15 protein-coding genes are annotated in these 15042 nt (G+C 67.2%); 8 read left to right on the forward strand and 7 right to left on the reverse strand.

The window, feature by feature from the left end:
• Window positions 1–40: 40 nt before the first annotated feature.
• Entirely contained in the window at window positions 41–592 is a 552-nt protein-coding gene (locus AB4Z37_RS07320; protein ID WP_441516037.1) for a hypothetical protein, read from the forward strand.
• On the opposite strand, the gene AB4Z37_RS07325 is transcribed toward AB4Z37_RS07320, so the two are convergent.
• Both AB4Z37_RS07325 and AB4Z37_RS07330 read right to left on the reverse strand, forming a co-directional pair.
• The gene (locus AB4Z37_RS07325) at window positions 564–1589 is read right to left on the reverse strand and encodes an SAM-dependent methyltransferase (RefSeq protein ID WP_441516038.1); all 1026 of its coding nucleotides are present in this window, start codon (window positions 1587–1589) and stop codon (window positions 564–566) included. The genes AB4Z37_RS07320 and AB4Z37_RS07325 overlap by 29 nt on opposite strands.
• Before the next feature lie 32 nt (window positions 1590–1621).
• Window positions 1622–2437 (reverse strand): DUF1295 domain-containing protein, encoded by an 816-nt coding sequence (locus tag AB4Z37_RS07330; RefSeq protein ID WP_441516039.1) that lies wholly within the window; start codon window positions 2435–2437, stop codon window positions 1622–1624.
• A gap of 205 nt (window positions 2438–2642) precedes the next feature.
• Between AB4Z37_RS07330 and AB4Z37_RS07335 the strand changes: the two genes are divergently transcribed.
• The 3 genes from AB4Z37_RS07335 to AB4Z37_RS07345 all read left to right on the forward strand — a co-directional run bounded on the left by AB4Z37_RS07335 (window position 2643) and on the right by AB4Z37_RS07345 (window position 5334).
• A complete protein-coding gene (locus AB4Z37_RS07335) occupies window positions 2643–3659 on the forward strand; it encodes a flagellar motor protein MotA (protein ID WP_441516147.1) in 1017 nt (338 codons plus the stop codon).
• Window positions 3660–3686: 27 nt separating this feature from the next.
• A complete protein-coding gene (locus AB4Z37_RS07340) occupies window positions 3687–4715 on the forward strand; it encodes a peptidoglycan -binding protein (protein WP_441516040.1) in 1029 nt (342 codons plus the stop codon).
• A 166-nt stretch (window positions 4716–4881) separates the two neighbouring features.
• Window positions 4882–5334, forward strand: a complete 453-nt coding sequence (locus AB4Z37_RS07345) for a GNAT family N-acetyltransferase (RefSeq protein WP_441516041.1) — start codon at window positions 4882–4884, stop codon at window positions 5332–5334.
• Window positions 5335–5454: 120 nt separating this feature from the next.
• Here AB4Z37_RS07345 and AB4Z37_RS07350 read toward each other — a convergent pair whose 3' ends face one another.
• Window positions 5455–7308, reverse strand: a complete 1854-nt coding sequence (locus tag AB4Z37_RS07350) for an ABC transporter ATP-binding protein/permease (protein WP_441516042.1) — start codon at window positions 7306–7308, stop codon at window positions 5455–5457.
• A gap of 202 nt (window positions 7309–7510) precedes the next feature.
• Between AB4Z37_RS07350 and rpmE the strand changes: the two genes are divergently transcribed.
• Window positions 7511–7735 (forward strand): 50S ribosomal protein L31, encoded by a 225-nt coding sequence (rpmE, locus tag AB4Z37_RS07355; RefSeq protein ID WP_441516043.1) that lies wholly within the window; start codon window positions 7511–7513, stop codon window positions 7733–7735.
• 138 nt (window positions 7736–7873) lie between these two features.
• Here the strand turns inward: rpmE and rcdA are convergent, their stop codons facing one another.
• Window positions 7874–8380: a protease adaptor protein RcdA gene (gene rcdA / locus AB4Z37_RS07360; protein ID WP_441516044.1), complete on the reverse strand. Its 507-nt coding sequence runs from the start codon at window positions 8378–8380 to the stop codon at window positions 7874–7876.
• 324 nt (window positions 8381–8704) lie between these two features.
• Window positions 8705–8896: a DUF1192 domain-containing protein gene (locus tag AB4Z37_RS07365; RefSeq protein WP_441516045.1), complete on the reverse strand. Its 192-nt coding sequence runs from the start codon at window positions 8894–8896 to the stop codon at window positions 8705–8707.
• Between the two features lie 181 nt (window positions 8897–9077).
• On the opposite strand from AB4Z37_RS07365, the gene AB4Z37_RS07370 reads away from it, so the two are divergent.
• Entirely contained in the window at window positions 9078–10076 is a 999-nt protein-coding gene (locus AB4Z37_RS07370; protein WP_441516046.1) for an NAD(P)H-quinone oxidoreductase, read from the forward strand.
• Window positions 10077–10351: 275 nt separating this feature from the next.
• Entirely contained in the window at window positions 10352–13228 is a 2877-nt protein-coding gene (locus tag AB4Z37_RS07375) for an EAL domain-containing protein (RefSeq protein ID WP_441516047.1), read from the forward strand.
• Between the two features lie 104 nt (window positions 13229–13332).
• Here the strand turns inward: AB4Z37_RS07375 and AB4Z37_RS07380 are convergent, their stop codons facing one another.
• Both AB4Z37_RS07380 and AB4Z37_RS07385 read right to left on the reverse strand, forming a co-directional pair.
• Window positions 13333–13845 (reverse strand): methylated-DNA--[protein]-cysteine S-methyltransferase, encoded by a 513-nt coding sequence (locus tag AB4Z37_RS07380; protein ID WP_441516048.1) that lies wholly within the window; start codon window positions 13843–13845, stop codon window positions 13333–13335.
• On the reverse strand, window positions 13838–14452 hold the full coding sequence (locus AB4Z37_RS07385; RefSeq protein WP_441516049.1) for a bifunctional transcriptional activator/DNA repair enzyme AdaA: 615 nt from the start codon (window positions 14450–14452) through the stop codon (window positions 13838–13840). The genes AB4Z37_RS07380 and AB4Z37_RS07385 overlap by 8 nt, the downstream gene beginning before the upstream one ends.
• Before the next feature lie 132 nt (window positions 14453–14584).
• Here AB4Z37_RS07385 and AB4Z37_RS07390 point away from each other — a divergent pair, with 132 nt between their 5' ends.
• Window positions 14585–15028, forward strand: coding sequence for a nuclear transport factor 2 family protein (locus tag AB4Z37_RS07390; protein ID WP_441516050.1), 444 nt, complete (start codon window positions 14585–14587; stop codon window positions 15026–15028).
• Window positions 15029–15042 lie beyond the last annotated feature (14 nt).

Below are 15042 nucleotides of genomic sequence, written 5' to 3' on the forward strand. Positions count from 1 at the left end.
GCCCTGCTCACCCGTCAAACCCGCATGCACCCGCGATCAATTGATCGCGGACGCGATAGGCTTTAAATTGAAGCTCAATCGAGCTTCAACCATGCAGACGTCCGCCGCCAAACTTCCGTTGCACCGATCCCCCATCGGGATCGGCTTGATGGCCGGGCCGACCATCGTGCTCGCGGTCGGCCTGCTGGCATGGCTTGCGCGCGATCCGCTCGATCGTTTCAAGGTCGTCGCCATCCTGCACGACGCCACGCAGCCGCGTTATGCGGTGATCTATCATTACGATCACGCCGATAGCTCCGCCGCAGTGACCGCGGCGTGGATCGCCTCGGGCCGTCCGCCCGAAATCGGCTCGACACGCCGGCCGCGCGGCGGCCCCGCGCTGGTGTGGCCGGGCCTGCCCGACCAGTTGCGGATGCGCTGGGAGAAGGATAACCCACGCCTGATCGCCGAAGTCGACGGCCCCGCCGAGGTCCACAGCGGCGAAGCATTTTCCAACTGCTCCTACGATTCGGCCGAAACACCGGCGATCTGTGTCGACCCCAAACGCATCGAGGTGCGCTCGGTCACGCCGCCGCCAGCCGGTAGTGGCTGACGCCCCATTCCTCGCCGCCAGCATGGCCGAACAACCCTGCGGTGGCGAGAAAAAACCAGCGCCAGCGCCGCATCCACAGCCGCGTCTCCTCGCCATAGACCGGTCGCAGAACCTCCTTGATCGCCTGGCGGTGGGCGTCGAAGTTGCGCAGCCAGTCCTGCGCCGTGCGCTGATAGTGCACGCCGTTCCAGCGCCATTCCCGTTCCACCGTGAACAGGTCGGCATACTGCCGGATCAGGCGATGGCTCGGCATCACGCCGCCGGTAAAGAAATGCTGCGCGATCCAGTCGGCGCGGTCGCCGTGATCGAACAGGTAAGCGCCGCAGCGATGCGTGAAGATGTGCATGAAGAAGCGGCCCTGCGGCGCCAGCCAGCCGCAAACCCGCGTCAGCAGTTCGCGCCAGTTCATCATGTGCTCGAACATCTCGACGGAGACGATGCGATCGAAGCGCTCGGCGGGCGCGAAATCGTTCATGTCCGCGGTGACGACCGTGAGGTTGCGCAGGCCACGCGCCCGCGCCTGCCCCTCGATATGGGCCCGCTGCGATTGCGAATTCGACACGGCGACGATGCCGGCGCGGGGGAATTCCCGTGCCATCCACAACGACAGCGAGCCCCAGCCGCAGCCAAGCTCGAGGATACGCTGGCCATCGGCGAGGCCGGCGCGCACGCAGGTCTGCCGCAATGCCTCCTCCTCGGCCTGCTGCAGCGTTGCCCCGGCGGTCGGATAGAAGCAGCTGGAATACTTGCGGTGCGGCCCCAGCACCATGCCGAAGAACGCCGCCGGCACCTCGTAGTGCTGGGCATTGGCGGCGCCGGTGTGCTCGGCGATCGCCCGCGCGGTCATCTGGCGGGCGAACGCCGCATCGCTCGCCGCATCCCCGCGCGACAACCGCTGCGCGGTGCGGGCGCACAGCGCCTGAATGCCGGCGCGCACCATCACGTCGGGCAACGGCGCGCGCTCGGCGGCCGCGATGAGACTGGCGATCATGGTCATGGCGGCATGCGCTCCATCGGAGACAACTGAACTCAGCGGTCCGCCGCGACGCGCGGCGACCAGGGAAAGAAGCGGCTGGTGCGCGCCTGATAGGCGCGATACGCATCCCCGCGCGAGTGCAGCATCTGCTCCTCGAGCGGCGGAATGCCGGTGACATGGACGAGGATCCAGTACATGATCAGTGGCGCCGGCAGTGTCGCGAAGCCCCAAGGATAACCGAGCGGATCGGCGAGCGAGATCGCCATCACCGGGTAGGCCAGCCAACCCAGCCACTGGAAGAAATAGTTGGGATGCCGCGACAGCCGCCACAGCCCGGCGTCGCACACCCGGCCGCGATTGGCGGCAGCGCTGCGGAAACGCTTCAGCTGCGTGTCCGCGACCGCTTCGCCGGCGATGCCCGCGGCGAGAAGCAGCGCGCCAAGCAGATCCTGTGCATCGAGCGGCCGTGGCGCGTGTGCTGCAACGAATATCGCGAACACCAGCGGCAACGAGCCCAGCGCCTGGTTCTGCAGGAAAACGAACATCCGGCGCGGCGCTTCCGCGCCCCAATCTGCCGCGAAACGGGCATAGCGCGGATCGTCGGCAATGCCGGCACTGCGCTGGGCGATATGGCGGCCGAGCCGCAACGCCCACAATGCGATCAGCGCCGCGACCAGCCACTGCCGCGGCATAGGGGCCGACGCCTGCAGCGGCCACAGCGCTCCGGCCGCACCGATGCCGCCGAGCGAAAACGTCCAGATGGTGTCGACCCAGCCCGAATTGCCGGTGCGCTGCTGCACCAGCCACGCCCCCGCCATGCACACGGCGAAGGCCGCCGCCATCAGTACCAGCGCCACCACAAATGCCATCGCTCCGCGCCTCCCGCCCTATCACGGGCCATTGACATTGCTGAGATACGAGCGCCTGCGGAGGCGGTTTCAACGCTGCGCGACGACCACCCGACCGGTTCCGCACAGTGCGGCTTTGCGGCCATGCTCCACCTTTCTTCCCGCCGCCGCTGTGCCATATTGGCGGAACGATACGCCTCACGTGCAAGGACAGCAGACCCTCGACATGGCGCAAGGTACCCCAGACCGCTTCGCGGACGAAATCGCCCCGACAAAGCTCTCCTCGCCGCGGATCTTCCTGGTCCGCATGCTGGTTTTCCTGATCCTGTGCGCGCTGGTGCTGGTCGTGCTGTACAAGCAGGTGTGGGCCGCCTTCCTCGCCAATCCCGGCCTCAACGCGCTGATCGGCGCCGTGCTGGCGATCGGCATCCTGCTGTCGTTCCGCCAGGTGATCCGGCTCTATCCCGAAGTCTCGTGGGTCAACGGCTTCCGCATCGCCGATCCCGGCCTCGCGGTCGACCGCCGGCCGCGGCTGCTGGCGCCGATGGCGGCGATCCTCGGCGACCGCGTCGGGCGCATGAGCATCACCCAGCAGACCATGCGGCACCTGCTGGATTCGATCGCGACCCGGCTCGACGAAGCCCGCGACATCTCCCGCTACATGACCGGGCTTCTGGTATTCCTCGGCCTGCTCGGCACCTTCTGGGGCCTGATCGAGACGGTCGGCTCGGTCGGCAAGGTGATCGACGGGCTCAAGGTCGGCGGCGACGCCGGCGCGGTGTTCGACACGCTGAAGGAAGGCCTCGCCGCCCCGCTCGGCGGCATGGGCATCTCGTTCTCGTCCTCGCTGTTCGGCCTTGCCGGCTCGCTGATCCTCGGTTTCCTCGACCTGCAGTCGAGCCAGGCGCAGAACCGCTTCTACACCGACCTCGAGGACTGGCTGGCCACCACGGTGCGCGAGTACTCGTCGGAACGCGGCGGCACTGGCGCGGCGTTTGCGGGTGCGGACGGCACCCAGCTGCAGGGCGCGATCGAACGGCTGCGCACCACCGTGGAGGACATGGGGTCGCACCGCGCCACCACCACCGCGATGGCCAACCTCGCCGACGCGATCCAGGGCCTGGTGCAGCACATGCGCACCGAGCAGCAACTGATCCGCGAATGGGCCGACGGCCAGGGCGAGCTCAACCGCGACATCGGCAAGCTGCTGGAGCAGATTGCCCGCCAGCCCGAGAAGAACTGACGCCGCCCGATCACGGAGATTGCCGATATGGCGCTTGCCCGCGGACGAAGGTCCGATTCCGGCTTCAACTACTGGCCCGGCTTCGTCGACGCACTGTCGACGCTGGTGCTGGCGATCGTATTCCTGCTGTCGGTCTTCCTGGTGGTGCAGTTCTTCCTGTCCCAGGAGGTCACCGGCAAGGACAAGGCGCTGGAGCGCCTCAATGCCCAGATCGCTCAGCTCACCGACCTGCTGTCGCTGGAGAAGTTGAGCAAGCTCAACATCGAGGACCAGCTCGGCCAGATGCGCGCCGGTCTCGCCTCGGCGGAGGCCGAACGCGACCGCGTCAAGGGGCTCTATGACGGCCTCGCCGCCACCGGCAACGACGCCGCCGGCCGCGCCAGCGAGCTCGGCAAGGCGCTGGATTCGGAGAAGCAGCTCACGAGCCGGGCGCTCGCCCAGGTCGAAGTCCTGAACCAGCAGATCAGCGCGCTGCGGCGCCAGCTCGCCGCGCTGGAGCAGGCGCTCGATGCCTCGGAGAAGAAGGACAAGGAGGCGCAGAGCCGCATCGCCGACCTCGGCTCGCGCCTGAATGTGGCGCTGGCGCAGCGGGTGCAGGAGCTGTCGCGCTACCGCTCGGAGTTCTTCGGCCGGCTGCGCACCATTCTCGGCAACCGGCCCGACATCCGCGTGGTCGGCGACCGCTTCGTGTTCCAGTCGGAGGTGTTCTTCGACACCGGCCAGGCGCAGCTATTACCGGAGGGCCGCGCCGAGCTCGACCAGCTCGCCACCGCCCTGACCGACCTCGACAAGCAGATTCCCAGCGAAATTCCCTGGGTGCTGCGCGTCGACGGCCACACCGACGTGCGGCCGATCGCCAGCCCCGAGTTCAAGTCGAACTGGGAGCTGTCGGCGGCGCGCGCCATCTCGGTGGTGCAGTACCTGATCTCCAAGGGCGTGTCGCCGCAGCGCCTGGTCGCCGCCGGCTTCGGCGAATTCCAGCCGCTCGACCCCGCCAAGACGGATGAGGCCTACGCCCGCAACCGCCGTATCGAGCTCAAGCTGACGGAGCGGTGATGCGGAGCGGCGACGTCGCCACTTATGATGCGTCATTGCCGGGCTTGGTCCGGCAATCCAGCTTGTTCCGTGACCACGTCGCGCGCGAAAGCCGGATGCGCGGGTCAAGCCCGCGCATGACGCCGGGGGTTACGGACCGCGCGCTCAAAGCGACGACGGCACAATAATGCCCGAGCCCAGCATCACCCTCCGCCCCTACCGCGCAACCGACGAGGATGCGGCGATCGAGCTGTGGCAGCGCACCTGGCAGCTCGCCTATCCCGCGATCGATTTCGCCGCGCGGGTGCCGTGGTGGCGCGAGCGCTGGCGCGCCGAACTCGTCCCGGCCGCGCAGATCGTCGTTGCCGAAGAGGACGGCACGCTGGCCGGCTTCGTCACCATCGATGCGAGCGGCTATCTCGACCAGTTGGTGGTCGGCCCGAGCCACTGGGGATCACCGATCGGCCGGCTGCTGGTGGATGAAGCCAAGCGGCTGTCGCCGGACGGCATCACCCTGCTCGTCAACAGCGACAACGCCCGCGCCATCGGCTTCTATCACAAGCATGGTTTTGTCGACGCCGGCGACGACGTCAATCCGGTCTCCGGCCGCCCGGTCAAGCGGATGCGGTGGACACCGTGATGATGGTGCGGCTTCCGCCCTCAGGATGAGGGGCGGTGTTGTGGCCGCTGACCCGGGTCCGCGCGATCCGTCAAGGACGGATCGCGCTTTTTGGCCCGGCTTTGGGGACGATGATTGCCGTCAGATGCCTTCGAACTGCAGCCGCGCCAGCTTGGCATAGAGGCCATCGGCCGCGACAAGGCTCGTGTGCGTGCCCTGCTCGACGATCCTGCCGTTCTCCATGACCAGGATGCGGTCGCATGACAACACGGTGGCGAGGCGGTGCGCGATCACCAGCGTAGTGCGGTGCTGCATCAGGTCCTCCAGCGCGGTCTGCACCAGCGTCTCGCTCTCGGCATCGAGGGCCGACGTCGCCTCGTCGAGCAGTAGCAGCGGCGCGTCGCGCAGGATGGCGCGCGCGATCGCGATGCGCTGGCGCTGGCCGCCGGACAGCGTCACGCCACGCTCGCCGAGTTCGGTGTCGAAGCCCTTCGGCAAGCGGCGGATGAACTCGGTGGCGTGGGCCTGCTCGGCGGCGCGCTCGACGTCGGCATCGCTGGCGTCGGGCCGGCCGAAGCGGATGTTATCCCGCGCGGTGCCGGAGAACACCACCGTGTCCTGCGGTACCAGCGCAATGCGGCTGCGCAGGTCCTGCGGCGTGACGTCCGGAATCGGCACGCCGTCGAACGACACGACACCGCCCGACGGATCGTAGAACCGCATCAGGAGGTGGAACAGCGTGCTCTTGCCGGCGCCGGACGGACCGACCACCGCAACGCGCTCGCCGGCGCGGACCGTGAACGACACACCGTCCACCACCACATGCTGCGGCCGCGTCGGATAGGCGAACCGCACGTCGGTGAACGCGATGTCGCCGCGCGGGGGCTGCGGCAGTGTCTTCGGCGCCGCGGGCGCGGCGATATCGGGCTGCACCCGCAGGATCTCAAACAGCCGCTCCGAAGCGCCGGCCGCCGCCGAGATCTCGCCCCACACCTGGCTGAGCTCACCAAGGCCGCCGGCTGCGAACGCGGCATAGAGCACGAACTGGCCGAGCCGGCCGGCGCTGATGTGGCCGGTGAGCACGTCGTGGGAGCCGACCCACAGGATCGCGACCACGCTGGAGAAGATCAGGAAGATCACGATCGCCGTGAGGAAAGCCCGGGCGCGGGTGGAGTAGCGCGCGGCGTCGAACGCGCGGCCGACCTCGGCGCCGAACCGCGACGATGCCAGCCGCTCGTTGGTGAACGCCTGCAGGGTGCGGATCGCGCCGATCAGCTCGGAGGCATAGGACGAGGCATCCGCCAGCGTGTCCTGCGCGCCGCGCGACAGCGTGCGCACACGCCGGCCGAACGCCACCAGCGGCAGCACGATCAACGGGATCACCGCGAGCACGAAGCCCGAGAGCCGCGGGCTGGTCACCACCATCATGCTGGAGGCGCCGATGAACAGCACGAGATTGCGCAGCGCCACCGACACCGAGGCGCCGACCGCCGACTTGATCTGGGTGGTGTCGGCGGTGAGGCGCGACACCAGCTCGCCGCTGTGGCTGCGGTCGAAGAACGCCGGCGACAGCCGCACCAGGTGATTGAACACGTCGCGGCGCAGGTCGGCAACGATGCGCTCACCGAGCGTGATGACGAGGTAGTAGCGCGAGGCGCTGGCGAGGGCGAGCACCGCCACCACGCCGATCATCACGCCGAAATAGCTGTTGATCAGGGCGACGCCGCTCGGGCTGAAGCCGAGGTCGATCATCCGTCGCACCGCGATCGGCACCGCCAGCGTCGCCAGCGAGGCCACGATCAGCGCGACCAGCGCTGCCAGCGCCTGACCGCGGTAGCGCGCCACATAAGGCCACAGCGCCAGCAGGGGGCGCAGGCGATTGCCGCGGGCCGGCTTGGCCTCCGCTGCGTCCGCTCCGTGCTGCGGCGCCGGCCGCGTCGTCGTCGCCGCCGGCTCGGCCCGGCCCCGCAGGTCGCCCTGCTCCATCGCGCTCATCTCGTCTGACCTGCCATGCTGTTGGTTCGGCCTGCTTTTTCAGCGCCTCAGATAGGCCGGACGGCGGCCGCTGGCAAACAGGACAGAACGTCCTCGGCAGCTTGTTTCCGAGCCCGCCATGCGTTATAGAGCGGCCCGAATTCGCCCCCGAAAACACGGATCACGTCAGGACGAGCGCGCCGCGCGCCAAGAGGATTTTGCGATGAAAACCGAAATTCACCCGAATTATCATAACATTAAGGTCGTCATGACCGACGGGACGGAGTTCATCACCCGCTCGACCTACGGCAAGGAAGGCGACACGCTGAACCTTGACATCGACTCCAAGTCGCATCCGGCGTGGACCGGCGGTCAGCAGCAGCTCCTCGACCGCGGTGGCCGCGTGTCCCGCTTCCAGAAGAAGTTCTCGGGCCTGCTCAAGAAGTGACCAATCCGGGGTTGCAAACTCCGTCGACTGCAAACAAAAACGCCCCGGCTCGGCCGGGGCGTTTTTCGTATGCGGGATCAGCTGTGATCGTCGCAGCAGACCGGCGCGGAACAAGCGCGCCGGAACCGGCCAGTGACCTCAGCGCTCGAAGGCGGCCTTGAGGCGGTCGAGCTGTGGCATCAGCGGATTGCCCGACTGCACCGGCTCACTGGCATGCATGCTGGCGTCGAGGCGGCGCACCTTGGTCTGCAGGGCCATCGAGCGCGTGATCAGCTCCCGCAGCGCCTCCGGCAGCTTTTCGACCATGTCCGTGGCACCGGGATCGGCCGCGGTCAGCTTGACCTTGGTCTTCTCGCGATTGGCTTGTGCCAGCGACATCTCGCCTTCCTTCACCGCGCGATGCAGCAGCAGCCAGGATGCGAGCTGCATCAGCCGCGTGGTCAGGCGCATGCTCTCGGTGGCATAGGTCAGACCGACAGAACGCTCCAGCGTCTTGGCCTCATTGCGCCCGGCGCCATCGAGATAGGCGGCCGTCTCCTCGACCAGATCCATGCCTTCACGAAACAACGTCCCGAACGCCGCGGAATTGGTCAGCCGTTCACTGAACATGACAAGGCCGGCTTCGCTTTGCGCAATCTCCGACATGGTTAACGCCTCACTCAACAGCACGCAGAATATGATGAACAAATCATTGCGCGCCGGCTTCCGAGAGTCCAGTCGCGACAACGAACGACCGTGCAATATGGTTTCCAGCGGAATGAAGGCTGTGAGTAAAGATCGAGCGGTATCGAAAGATCAAAAAAGAGCCGCCGTTTCCGGCGGCTTTTGAAGTTGATAACAGGGAGGCGTCAAACAGAGTGGACAGGAGCCACTCGGTGTCCAAAAGATGGACACCCAAGTAATGAAGGAGAAAGCTTAATCTCCCGTAAATGAGGGGTTTTCTTCAGCTTTCGTTTGCCAAACCGCCGATCATGACTTGAAGAACTGGTTGGCGGCGTCGCGCGACGCCTTCTTCTTGCCGAGCGCGGTCTCGAGCCGTGCGATCTCCTCGCGCAACAGCGCGATGCGGTCGTTCAGCTCTTCGACCGACAGCAGCGACAGGTCCTGTCCGATCTCATGGCTGATCTTCTTCTTCGGGCGGTCGTCGTCATCCAAGGCCATCGTCACATTCTCCACGCATGCCGGTTCCAGCGATCCTTCACGGCCTCCGCCGCGCGACCGCCGACACGCCCCTGCACGCTTTCTTGATCCGCCGCGGCACGGCGGCAGTCCCCGCGCCGCCCGAACACGCTATAAAGCGTGCCGTTCCGACCATAGCCGCCTTCCAGCGCAAGGACCAACCATGGACAAGCTGCCCACCGAGATGACCGTCGTCGCCATCAGCCAGCCGGGAGGTCCCGACGTGCTGAAACCGCAGACGCGGCCACTGCCGCAGGTCGGCCCCCATGACGTACTGATCAAGGTCGCCGCGGCGGGCGTCAACCGCCCCGACGTCGCCCAGCGCAGCGGTGTCTACCCGCCGCCGCCGGGCGCCAGCGACCTGCCCGGCCTCGAGGTCGCCGGCGAGGTCGCCGCCATCGGCGCCGACGTCACGCGTTACAAGGTGGGCGACAAGGTGATGTCGCTGGTCGCCGGCGGCGGCTACGCCCAGTACTGCCTGGCGCACGAAACCCACGCCATGCCGGTGCCGGCCGCTTTCACCCTGCAGGACGCCGCGGCCACGCCGGAAACCCTGATGACCGTGTGGCACAACGTGTTCGAGCGCGGCGGCCTGAAGGCCGGCGAGACGCTGCTGATCCACGGCGGGTCCTCGGGCATCGGCACCATGGCGATCCAGCTTGCCAAGGCGTTCGGCGCCAAGGTGATCGTCACCGTCGGCTCCCAGGACAAGGCCGAGGCCTGCCTCAAGCTCGGCGCCGACCGTGCCATCAACTACAAGACCGAGGACTTCGTCGCCGAAGCCAAGGCCGCGACCGACGGCGCCGGACCGAACGTCATCCTCGACATGGTCGGCGGCGACTATATCGAGCGCAATTATGACGCCGCCGCCGTCGACGGCCGCATTGTCCAGATCGCCTTCCTCAGCTCGCCGAAGGCGACGGTGAACTTCTCCAAGCTGATGGTGAAGCGACTGCACCACACCGGCTCGACGCTGCGGCCTCGGTCAGTGGCCGACAAGGCGGCGATGGTGGAGGCGATCACCGCCCAGGTGCTGCCGCTGCTGCAGACGGGGCGGATCAAGCCCTTGATGGACAGCACTTTCCCGCTGGAAAAGGCGAACGAAGCGCATCGCCGGATGGAAACCAGCCAACATATTGGCAAAATTGTGCTCACGGTCTGACCGGACGCGACACAGCGGAAACCCTTGGTTTTCCTTCATATTTGTGCCATTGAAAGCACATCGGGAGCGGTCGGTCCGCCCCTCGCGGAACGCACGGCGCACCCCGCCGTGCAATGAAATTGTCCGTGGGTTGGCTGATCCCAGGCCGCACCGAAACTCACAATGATGCTAGTGTTTCGGATGCTAGTGTTTCCAGGTTCTGACGTTCGCATGCGTGTTGGCTGCAGAAGGATATGAACGTTGGAACCGGAACACGTGAACGCGGAGAGCTGACATTGCGGTTGATCCGATGGCTCGCGCCGGTGGCGCTGGGCCTCATCATGCTTGCTTCCGCGCCGGCTGCACGCGCCGTTGACGCCGTCAGCGTCCGCAGCGATGCGCCCGCGATCGACCTCACGGCAATCCTCGACCATCAGCACAGCGACACCGACCGCATCCAGGTCTCCACCGCGCCCGGCCCCGACGGCATCGTCCGCCGCATCGAGGTGCGCGCGCGCGAGGGCGGCCAGAACTGGGTGGTGTTCGCGCTCGCCAACAACACCGACGACCAGCTCGACCGCCTGATCGTGGCGCCGCACTACCGCATCGTGTCGTCGGGCCTGTTGTGGCCAGACCTCGGCATGTCGCGCATCGCCACCATCACGCCGTCCACCGGTGACCGCCCGGAACGGCAGGACAGCGCCACCGCCGACATCTACCGCGTCACCCTCGATCCCGGCTCTGTGATCACCTTCGTGGCCGAGCTGCGCACTGACAAGCTGCCGCAGCTCTACCTGTGGGAACCGGAAGCCTACAAGGACAAGGTCAATTCCTTCACGCTCTACCAGGGCATTGTGATCGGCATCTCCGGCCTGCTGGCGCTGGTGCTGACCATCCTGTTCGTGGTCAAGGGCAGCATCATGTTCCCCGCCGCCGCGGCGCTGGCCTGGGCGGTGCTGGTCTATATCGGCGTCGACTTCGGGTTCTGGGGCAAGGTGCTGGACATGTCCGCCGGCGCCGAGCGGATCTGGCGCGCCGCGGGCGAGGCCATCCTCGCCGCGACCCTGCTGGTGTTCCTGTTCGCCTATCTCAACCTGTCGCGCTGGCATGTGCGCTACTCGCACATCACGCTGCTGTGGCTGGCCTTCCTCGGCTCGCTGGTGGCGCTGGCGCTGTTCGATCCCGCGGTCGCCTCAGGGATCGCCCGCATCTCGCTGGTGATGATCGCTTTCGCCGGCTTCGCGCTGATCGTCTACCTCTCGACCCACGGCTTCGACCGCGCGGTGCTGCTGATCCCGACCTGGTTCCTGCTGGTGGTGTGGGTGGTGGCGGCCGGCATGACGGTCGCCGGCAGCGTTACCAACGACATCGTCGGCCCGGCGCTGCTCGGCGGTCTCGTGCTGATCGTCATGCTGATCGGCTTCACGGTGATGCAGCACGCTTTCGCCGGCGGCGGCGCGACGCAGGGCATCGTCTCCGATGTCGAGCGCCGGGCGCTGGCCCTTGTCGGCTCCGGCGACCTGATCTGGGACTGGGACGTTTCCTCGGACAAGGTGTTCACCAGCCCGGAAACCGAGACCCTGCTCGGCCTCAAGCGCGGCACGCTGGAAGGCCCCGCCGCCAAATGGCTCGAGGTGCTGCATCCGCTCGACCAGGACCGCTTCCGCGCGGCGCTCGACAGCGTGCTCGACCAGCGCCGCGGCCGTCTGGTGCAGGACTTCCGCCTGCGCACCCCGGACGGTCATTTCATGTGGTTCGCACTCAAGGCGCGGCCGGTGGTCGGCTCCGACGGCGAAGTCTCCCGCGTGGTCGGCACGCTGACCGACGTCACCGAGATCAAGAATTCCGAAGAGCGCATGCTGCACGATTCCGTGCATGACAACCTGACCGGCCTGCCCAACCGCAAGCTGTTCATGGACCGCCTCTCGGCGGTGGCGAACTTCGCCAAGACCATGCCCACCATGCGACCCACCGTGATGGTGATCGACCTCGACCGCTTCAAGCAGGTCAACGACTCCGTCGGCATCGCGGTCGGCGATTCCATCCTGCTGACGCTGGCGCGCCGACTCACCCGCATCCTCAAGCCCCAGGATACCCTGGCCCGCCTCGCCGGCGACCAGTTCGGCCTGATCCTGCTGTCGGAGCAGGACCCGGCGCGCATCACCGCCTTCGCCGAGACCATCCGCAAGACCATCCGCGCCCCGATCGCCTTCAACGACCGCGAGATCTTCCTCACGGCCTCGATCGGCCTCGCGCTGTCCGATCCGCAGGCGCCGCTGAGCGACGAGATCATCAAGGACGCCGAGCTTGCGATGTATCATTCCAAGCGGATCGGTGGCGACCGCATCGACGTCTACAAACCGGCGATGCGCTCGCGCAAGACCGACCGCCTGACGCTGGAATCGGAATTGCGCCGCGCCATCGAGCGCGAGGAGATCACCATCCTCTACCAGCCGATCGTCCGGCTGGAGGACCGCTCGATCGCCGGCTTCGAGGCCTTGGCGCGCTGGGACCATCCCAAGCTCGGGCGGATGTCGCCAAGCGAGTTCATCAGCATCGCCGAGGAGATCGGCCTGATCGTCGACCTCGGCATGTTCGTGATGGACCGCACCGCCAAGCAGCTCGCGATCTGGCAGCGCACGATGCGCTCACGCGAGCCGGTGTTCGCCAGCGTCAACGTCTCGTCACGGCAACTGCTGCGCCACGACCTGATCCATGACATCCGCACGGTGCTGTCGCGCTCCGCGGTCGCCCGCGGCACGCTCAAGCTCGAGCTCACCGAGTCGCTGGTGATGGAGAACCCCGAGCACGCCGCGCAGATGCTGCAGCGCATCCGCGAACTCGGCACCGGGCTGTCGCTCGACGACTTCGGCACCGGCCACTCCTCGCTGTCCTACCTGCAGAAATTCCCGTTCGACACCATCAAGATCGATCAGTCGTTCGTGCGCACCACGAGCCGCGGCACCCGCCCGGTGATCCTCAAATCGATCGTGTCGCTGGCCCACGACCTCGGCATGGAAGTGGTGGCGGAAGGCGCGGAGACAGACTCCGACGCGGTGGAGCTCTACCAGCTCGGCTGCGAATTCGCCCAGGGCTTCGCCTTCGGCGAGCCGATGGACGCCGACGCCGCGACGCGGCTGCTCACCGAGGAGCGGCTGGAGGCGGCGCAGTAGGGTCGCGCCGCTTCGTCGCCCGGATGAGCGCAGCGATATCCGGGTGAGCGGCGGATGTTGTTATCCCGGATGTCGCTACGCTCATCCGGGCGACGCGTCGGCGACTATGTCTGAAACAAATCCGCCGTCTCCTTGCCGACGCCCTCGTGCGCCAGCAGGAAGCGCTTGGTCTCGATGCCGCCGCCGAAGCCGGTGAGCGAGCCGTTGGTGCCGATGACGCGGTGGCAAGGAATGATGATCGGCAGCGGATTGGCGCCGTTGGCCGCGCCGACCGCGCGGATCGCCGCCGGACGCCCGATGCGCTGCGCCAGCTTCTGGTAAGTGGTGGTCGCGCCGAACGGAATGGTCTGCAGCGTGGTCCACACCGCATTCTGGAACGGCGTGCCGCTCAGCACCAGCGGCAGCGCGAAGCTCTTGCGCCTGCCGGTGAAATACTGGTCGAGCTGGCGGCGGACCTCCGGGAAGGCCTGGGGATCATGCCGCCAGCCGTCGCGCGGATGATGCACGCGGCTGCCGCTCTGGAAGCTGAGCAGGTGCAGGCTGTCGCCATCACCGGCGAGCAGCAGGGGCCCGATCCGGGTGTCGATGTAGGTATAACGTTCGACACCCTCAAACATGCAAGACCGCTCCCGGACCACCGGCCGGATGCCGCACGGCCTGCGGTGACTTGCGCCGCGTCCGCAGCTCCGACGGCGCCCGGCCGTAGAGCGCGCGGAATGCGGCATTGAAACGGCGCAGGCTGCCGAAGCCGGCGCGGAACGCGATCTCGGTCATGCTGTCACCGGTGGAATCGAGCAGGCGCTTGGCGCGCTGCAGCCGCGCGGTCTGCGCCGTCTGCAGCGGGCTTGCACCGACATGCTGCTCGAACAATCGCGCCAGATGGCGCGGACTGACACCGAGCCGGGCGGCGAGCGCGGCGACGGAGCCGTCGTCGAGCGCGCCGTCCTCGATCAGCTTCATTGCCCGCGCCACCGTGGTGCGGGTGCCGTTCCAGGCCGGGCAGAACGGCGCGGTTTCGGGGCGGCAGCGCAGGCAGGGCCGGTAGCCGGCGCGCTCGGCGGCAACGGCGGTCGGGAAATAGCTCACGTTGCGGGTCAGTGGCTGCTTCACCGGGCAGACCGGACGGCAATAGATGCGGGTGGTCCGCACGGCGGTGAAGAACCGACCGTCGAACGCGGCGTCCCGCCGCAGCCGCGCGGCGTTGCAGGTCTCGAAGCTCAGCATGCGGCAATTCTACCCGGAAACCACGAGCGCGGAAGGGGGCGGCGGTGATCAGGTCCGATTCCGGCGAGCGAACGACGGCCCGCGGCCGTAGGTGCTCCGGGCCACGCCCGCAGAAGCATGCCAGGAGCGCCCATGACATCCCCCTCGAGCAAGGACCTGATCACCCGCGCCTGGCGCGTGTTCGCCAGCCGCGATGTGGCGGAGATCGCCGCGCTGTTCACGCCGGACGCCGAATGGCTCGCGCCGCGGCACAACGCCACGGCGGTCGCACTGCGGCACGCCGATCACATGATCGGCGCCGAGCCGATCGCCCGTTTCATCGCCACCGAGATGCGCAAGCTGTTCGCCGATGTGACGATCACCTTCGCCGGCCTGTATGGCGACGGCCCGACGGTCGTGGTGGAAGAGCGGATGCGGGCGACGTTGCCGGACGGGCGGCCTTACGAACTCGACTACTGCTTCGTGTTCGCGCTGCAGGATGGACGGATCCACCGGGTGCGCGAGTATATGGACACCCTGAAAGGCTGGCGCCTGGTGTTCGGCACCGCGCCACCGGACCATCCCACGTCGTCATGAAACAACCTGCGCGA

The organism is Bradyrhizobium sp. 2TAF24 (genome assembly GCF_052115025.1).
In the GTDB taxonomy this organism is placed as follows: Bacteria; Pseudomonadota; Alphaproteobacteria; order Rhizobiales; family Xanthobacteraceae; genus Bradyrhizobium_A.

Excerpts from the sequence above, each read along its gene's own strand:
- AB4Z37_RS07340 (WP_441516040.1), top strand. The coding sequence starts at position 3,687 with ATGGCGCTTGCCCGCGGACGAAGGTCCGATTCCGGCTTCAACTACTGG.
- AB4Z37_RS07365 (WP_441516045.1), bottom strand. The coding sequence starts at position 8,896 with ATGGCCTTGGATGACGACGACCGCCCGAAGAAGAAGATCAGCCATGAG.
- AB4Z37_RS07380 (WP_441516048.1), bottom strand. The coding sequence starts at position 13,845 with ATGTTTGAGGGTGTCGAACGTTATACCTACATCGACACCCGGATCGGG.
- AB4Z37_RS07335 (WP_441516147.1), top strand. The coding sequence starts at position 2,643 with ATGGCGCAAGGTACCCCAGACCGCTTCGCGGACGAAATCGCCCCGACA.
- AB4Z37_RS07350 (WP_441516042.1), bottom strand. The coding sequence starts at position 7,308 with ATGAGCGCGATGGAGCAGGGCGACCTGCGGGGCCGGGCCGAGCCGGCG.
- AB4Z37_RS07385 (WP_441516049.1), bottom strand. The coding sequence starts at position 14,452 with ATGCTGAGCTTCGAGACCTGCAACGCCGCGCGGCTGCGGCGGGACGCC.
- AB4Z37_RS07330 (WP_441516039.1), bottom strand. The coding sequence starts at position 2,437 with ATGGCATTTGTGGTGGCGCTGGTACTGATGGCGGCGGCCTTCGCCGTG.
- AB4Z37_RS07390 (WP_441516050.1), top strand. The coding sequence starts at position 14,585 with ATGACATCCCCCTCGAGCAAGGACCTGATCACCCGCGCCTGGCGCGTG.
- rcdA (WP_441516044.1), bottom strand. The coding sequence starts at position 8,380 with ATGTCGGAGATTGCGCAAAGCGAAGCCGGCCTTGTCATGTTCAGTGAA.
- AB4Z37_RS07345 (WP_441516041.1), top strand. The coding sequence starts at position 4,882 with ATGCCCGAGCCCAGCATCACCCTCCGCCCCTACCGCGCAACCGACGAG.
- AB4Z37_RS07370 (WP_441516046.1), top strand. The coding sequence starts at position 9,078 with ATGGACAAGCTGCCCACCGAGATGACCGTCGTCGCCATCAGCCAGCCG.
- rpmE (WP_441516043.1), top strand. The coding sequence starts at position 7,511 with ATGAAAACCGAAATTCACCCGAATTATCATAACATTAAGGTCGTCATG.
- AB4Z37_RS07325 (WP_441516038.1), bottom strand. The coding sequence starts at position 1,589 with ATGACCATGATCGCCAGTCTCATCGCGGCCGCCGAGCGCGCGCCGTTG.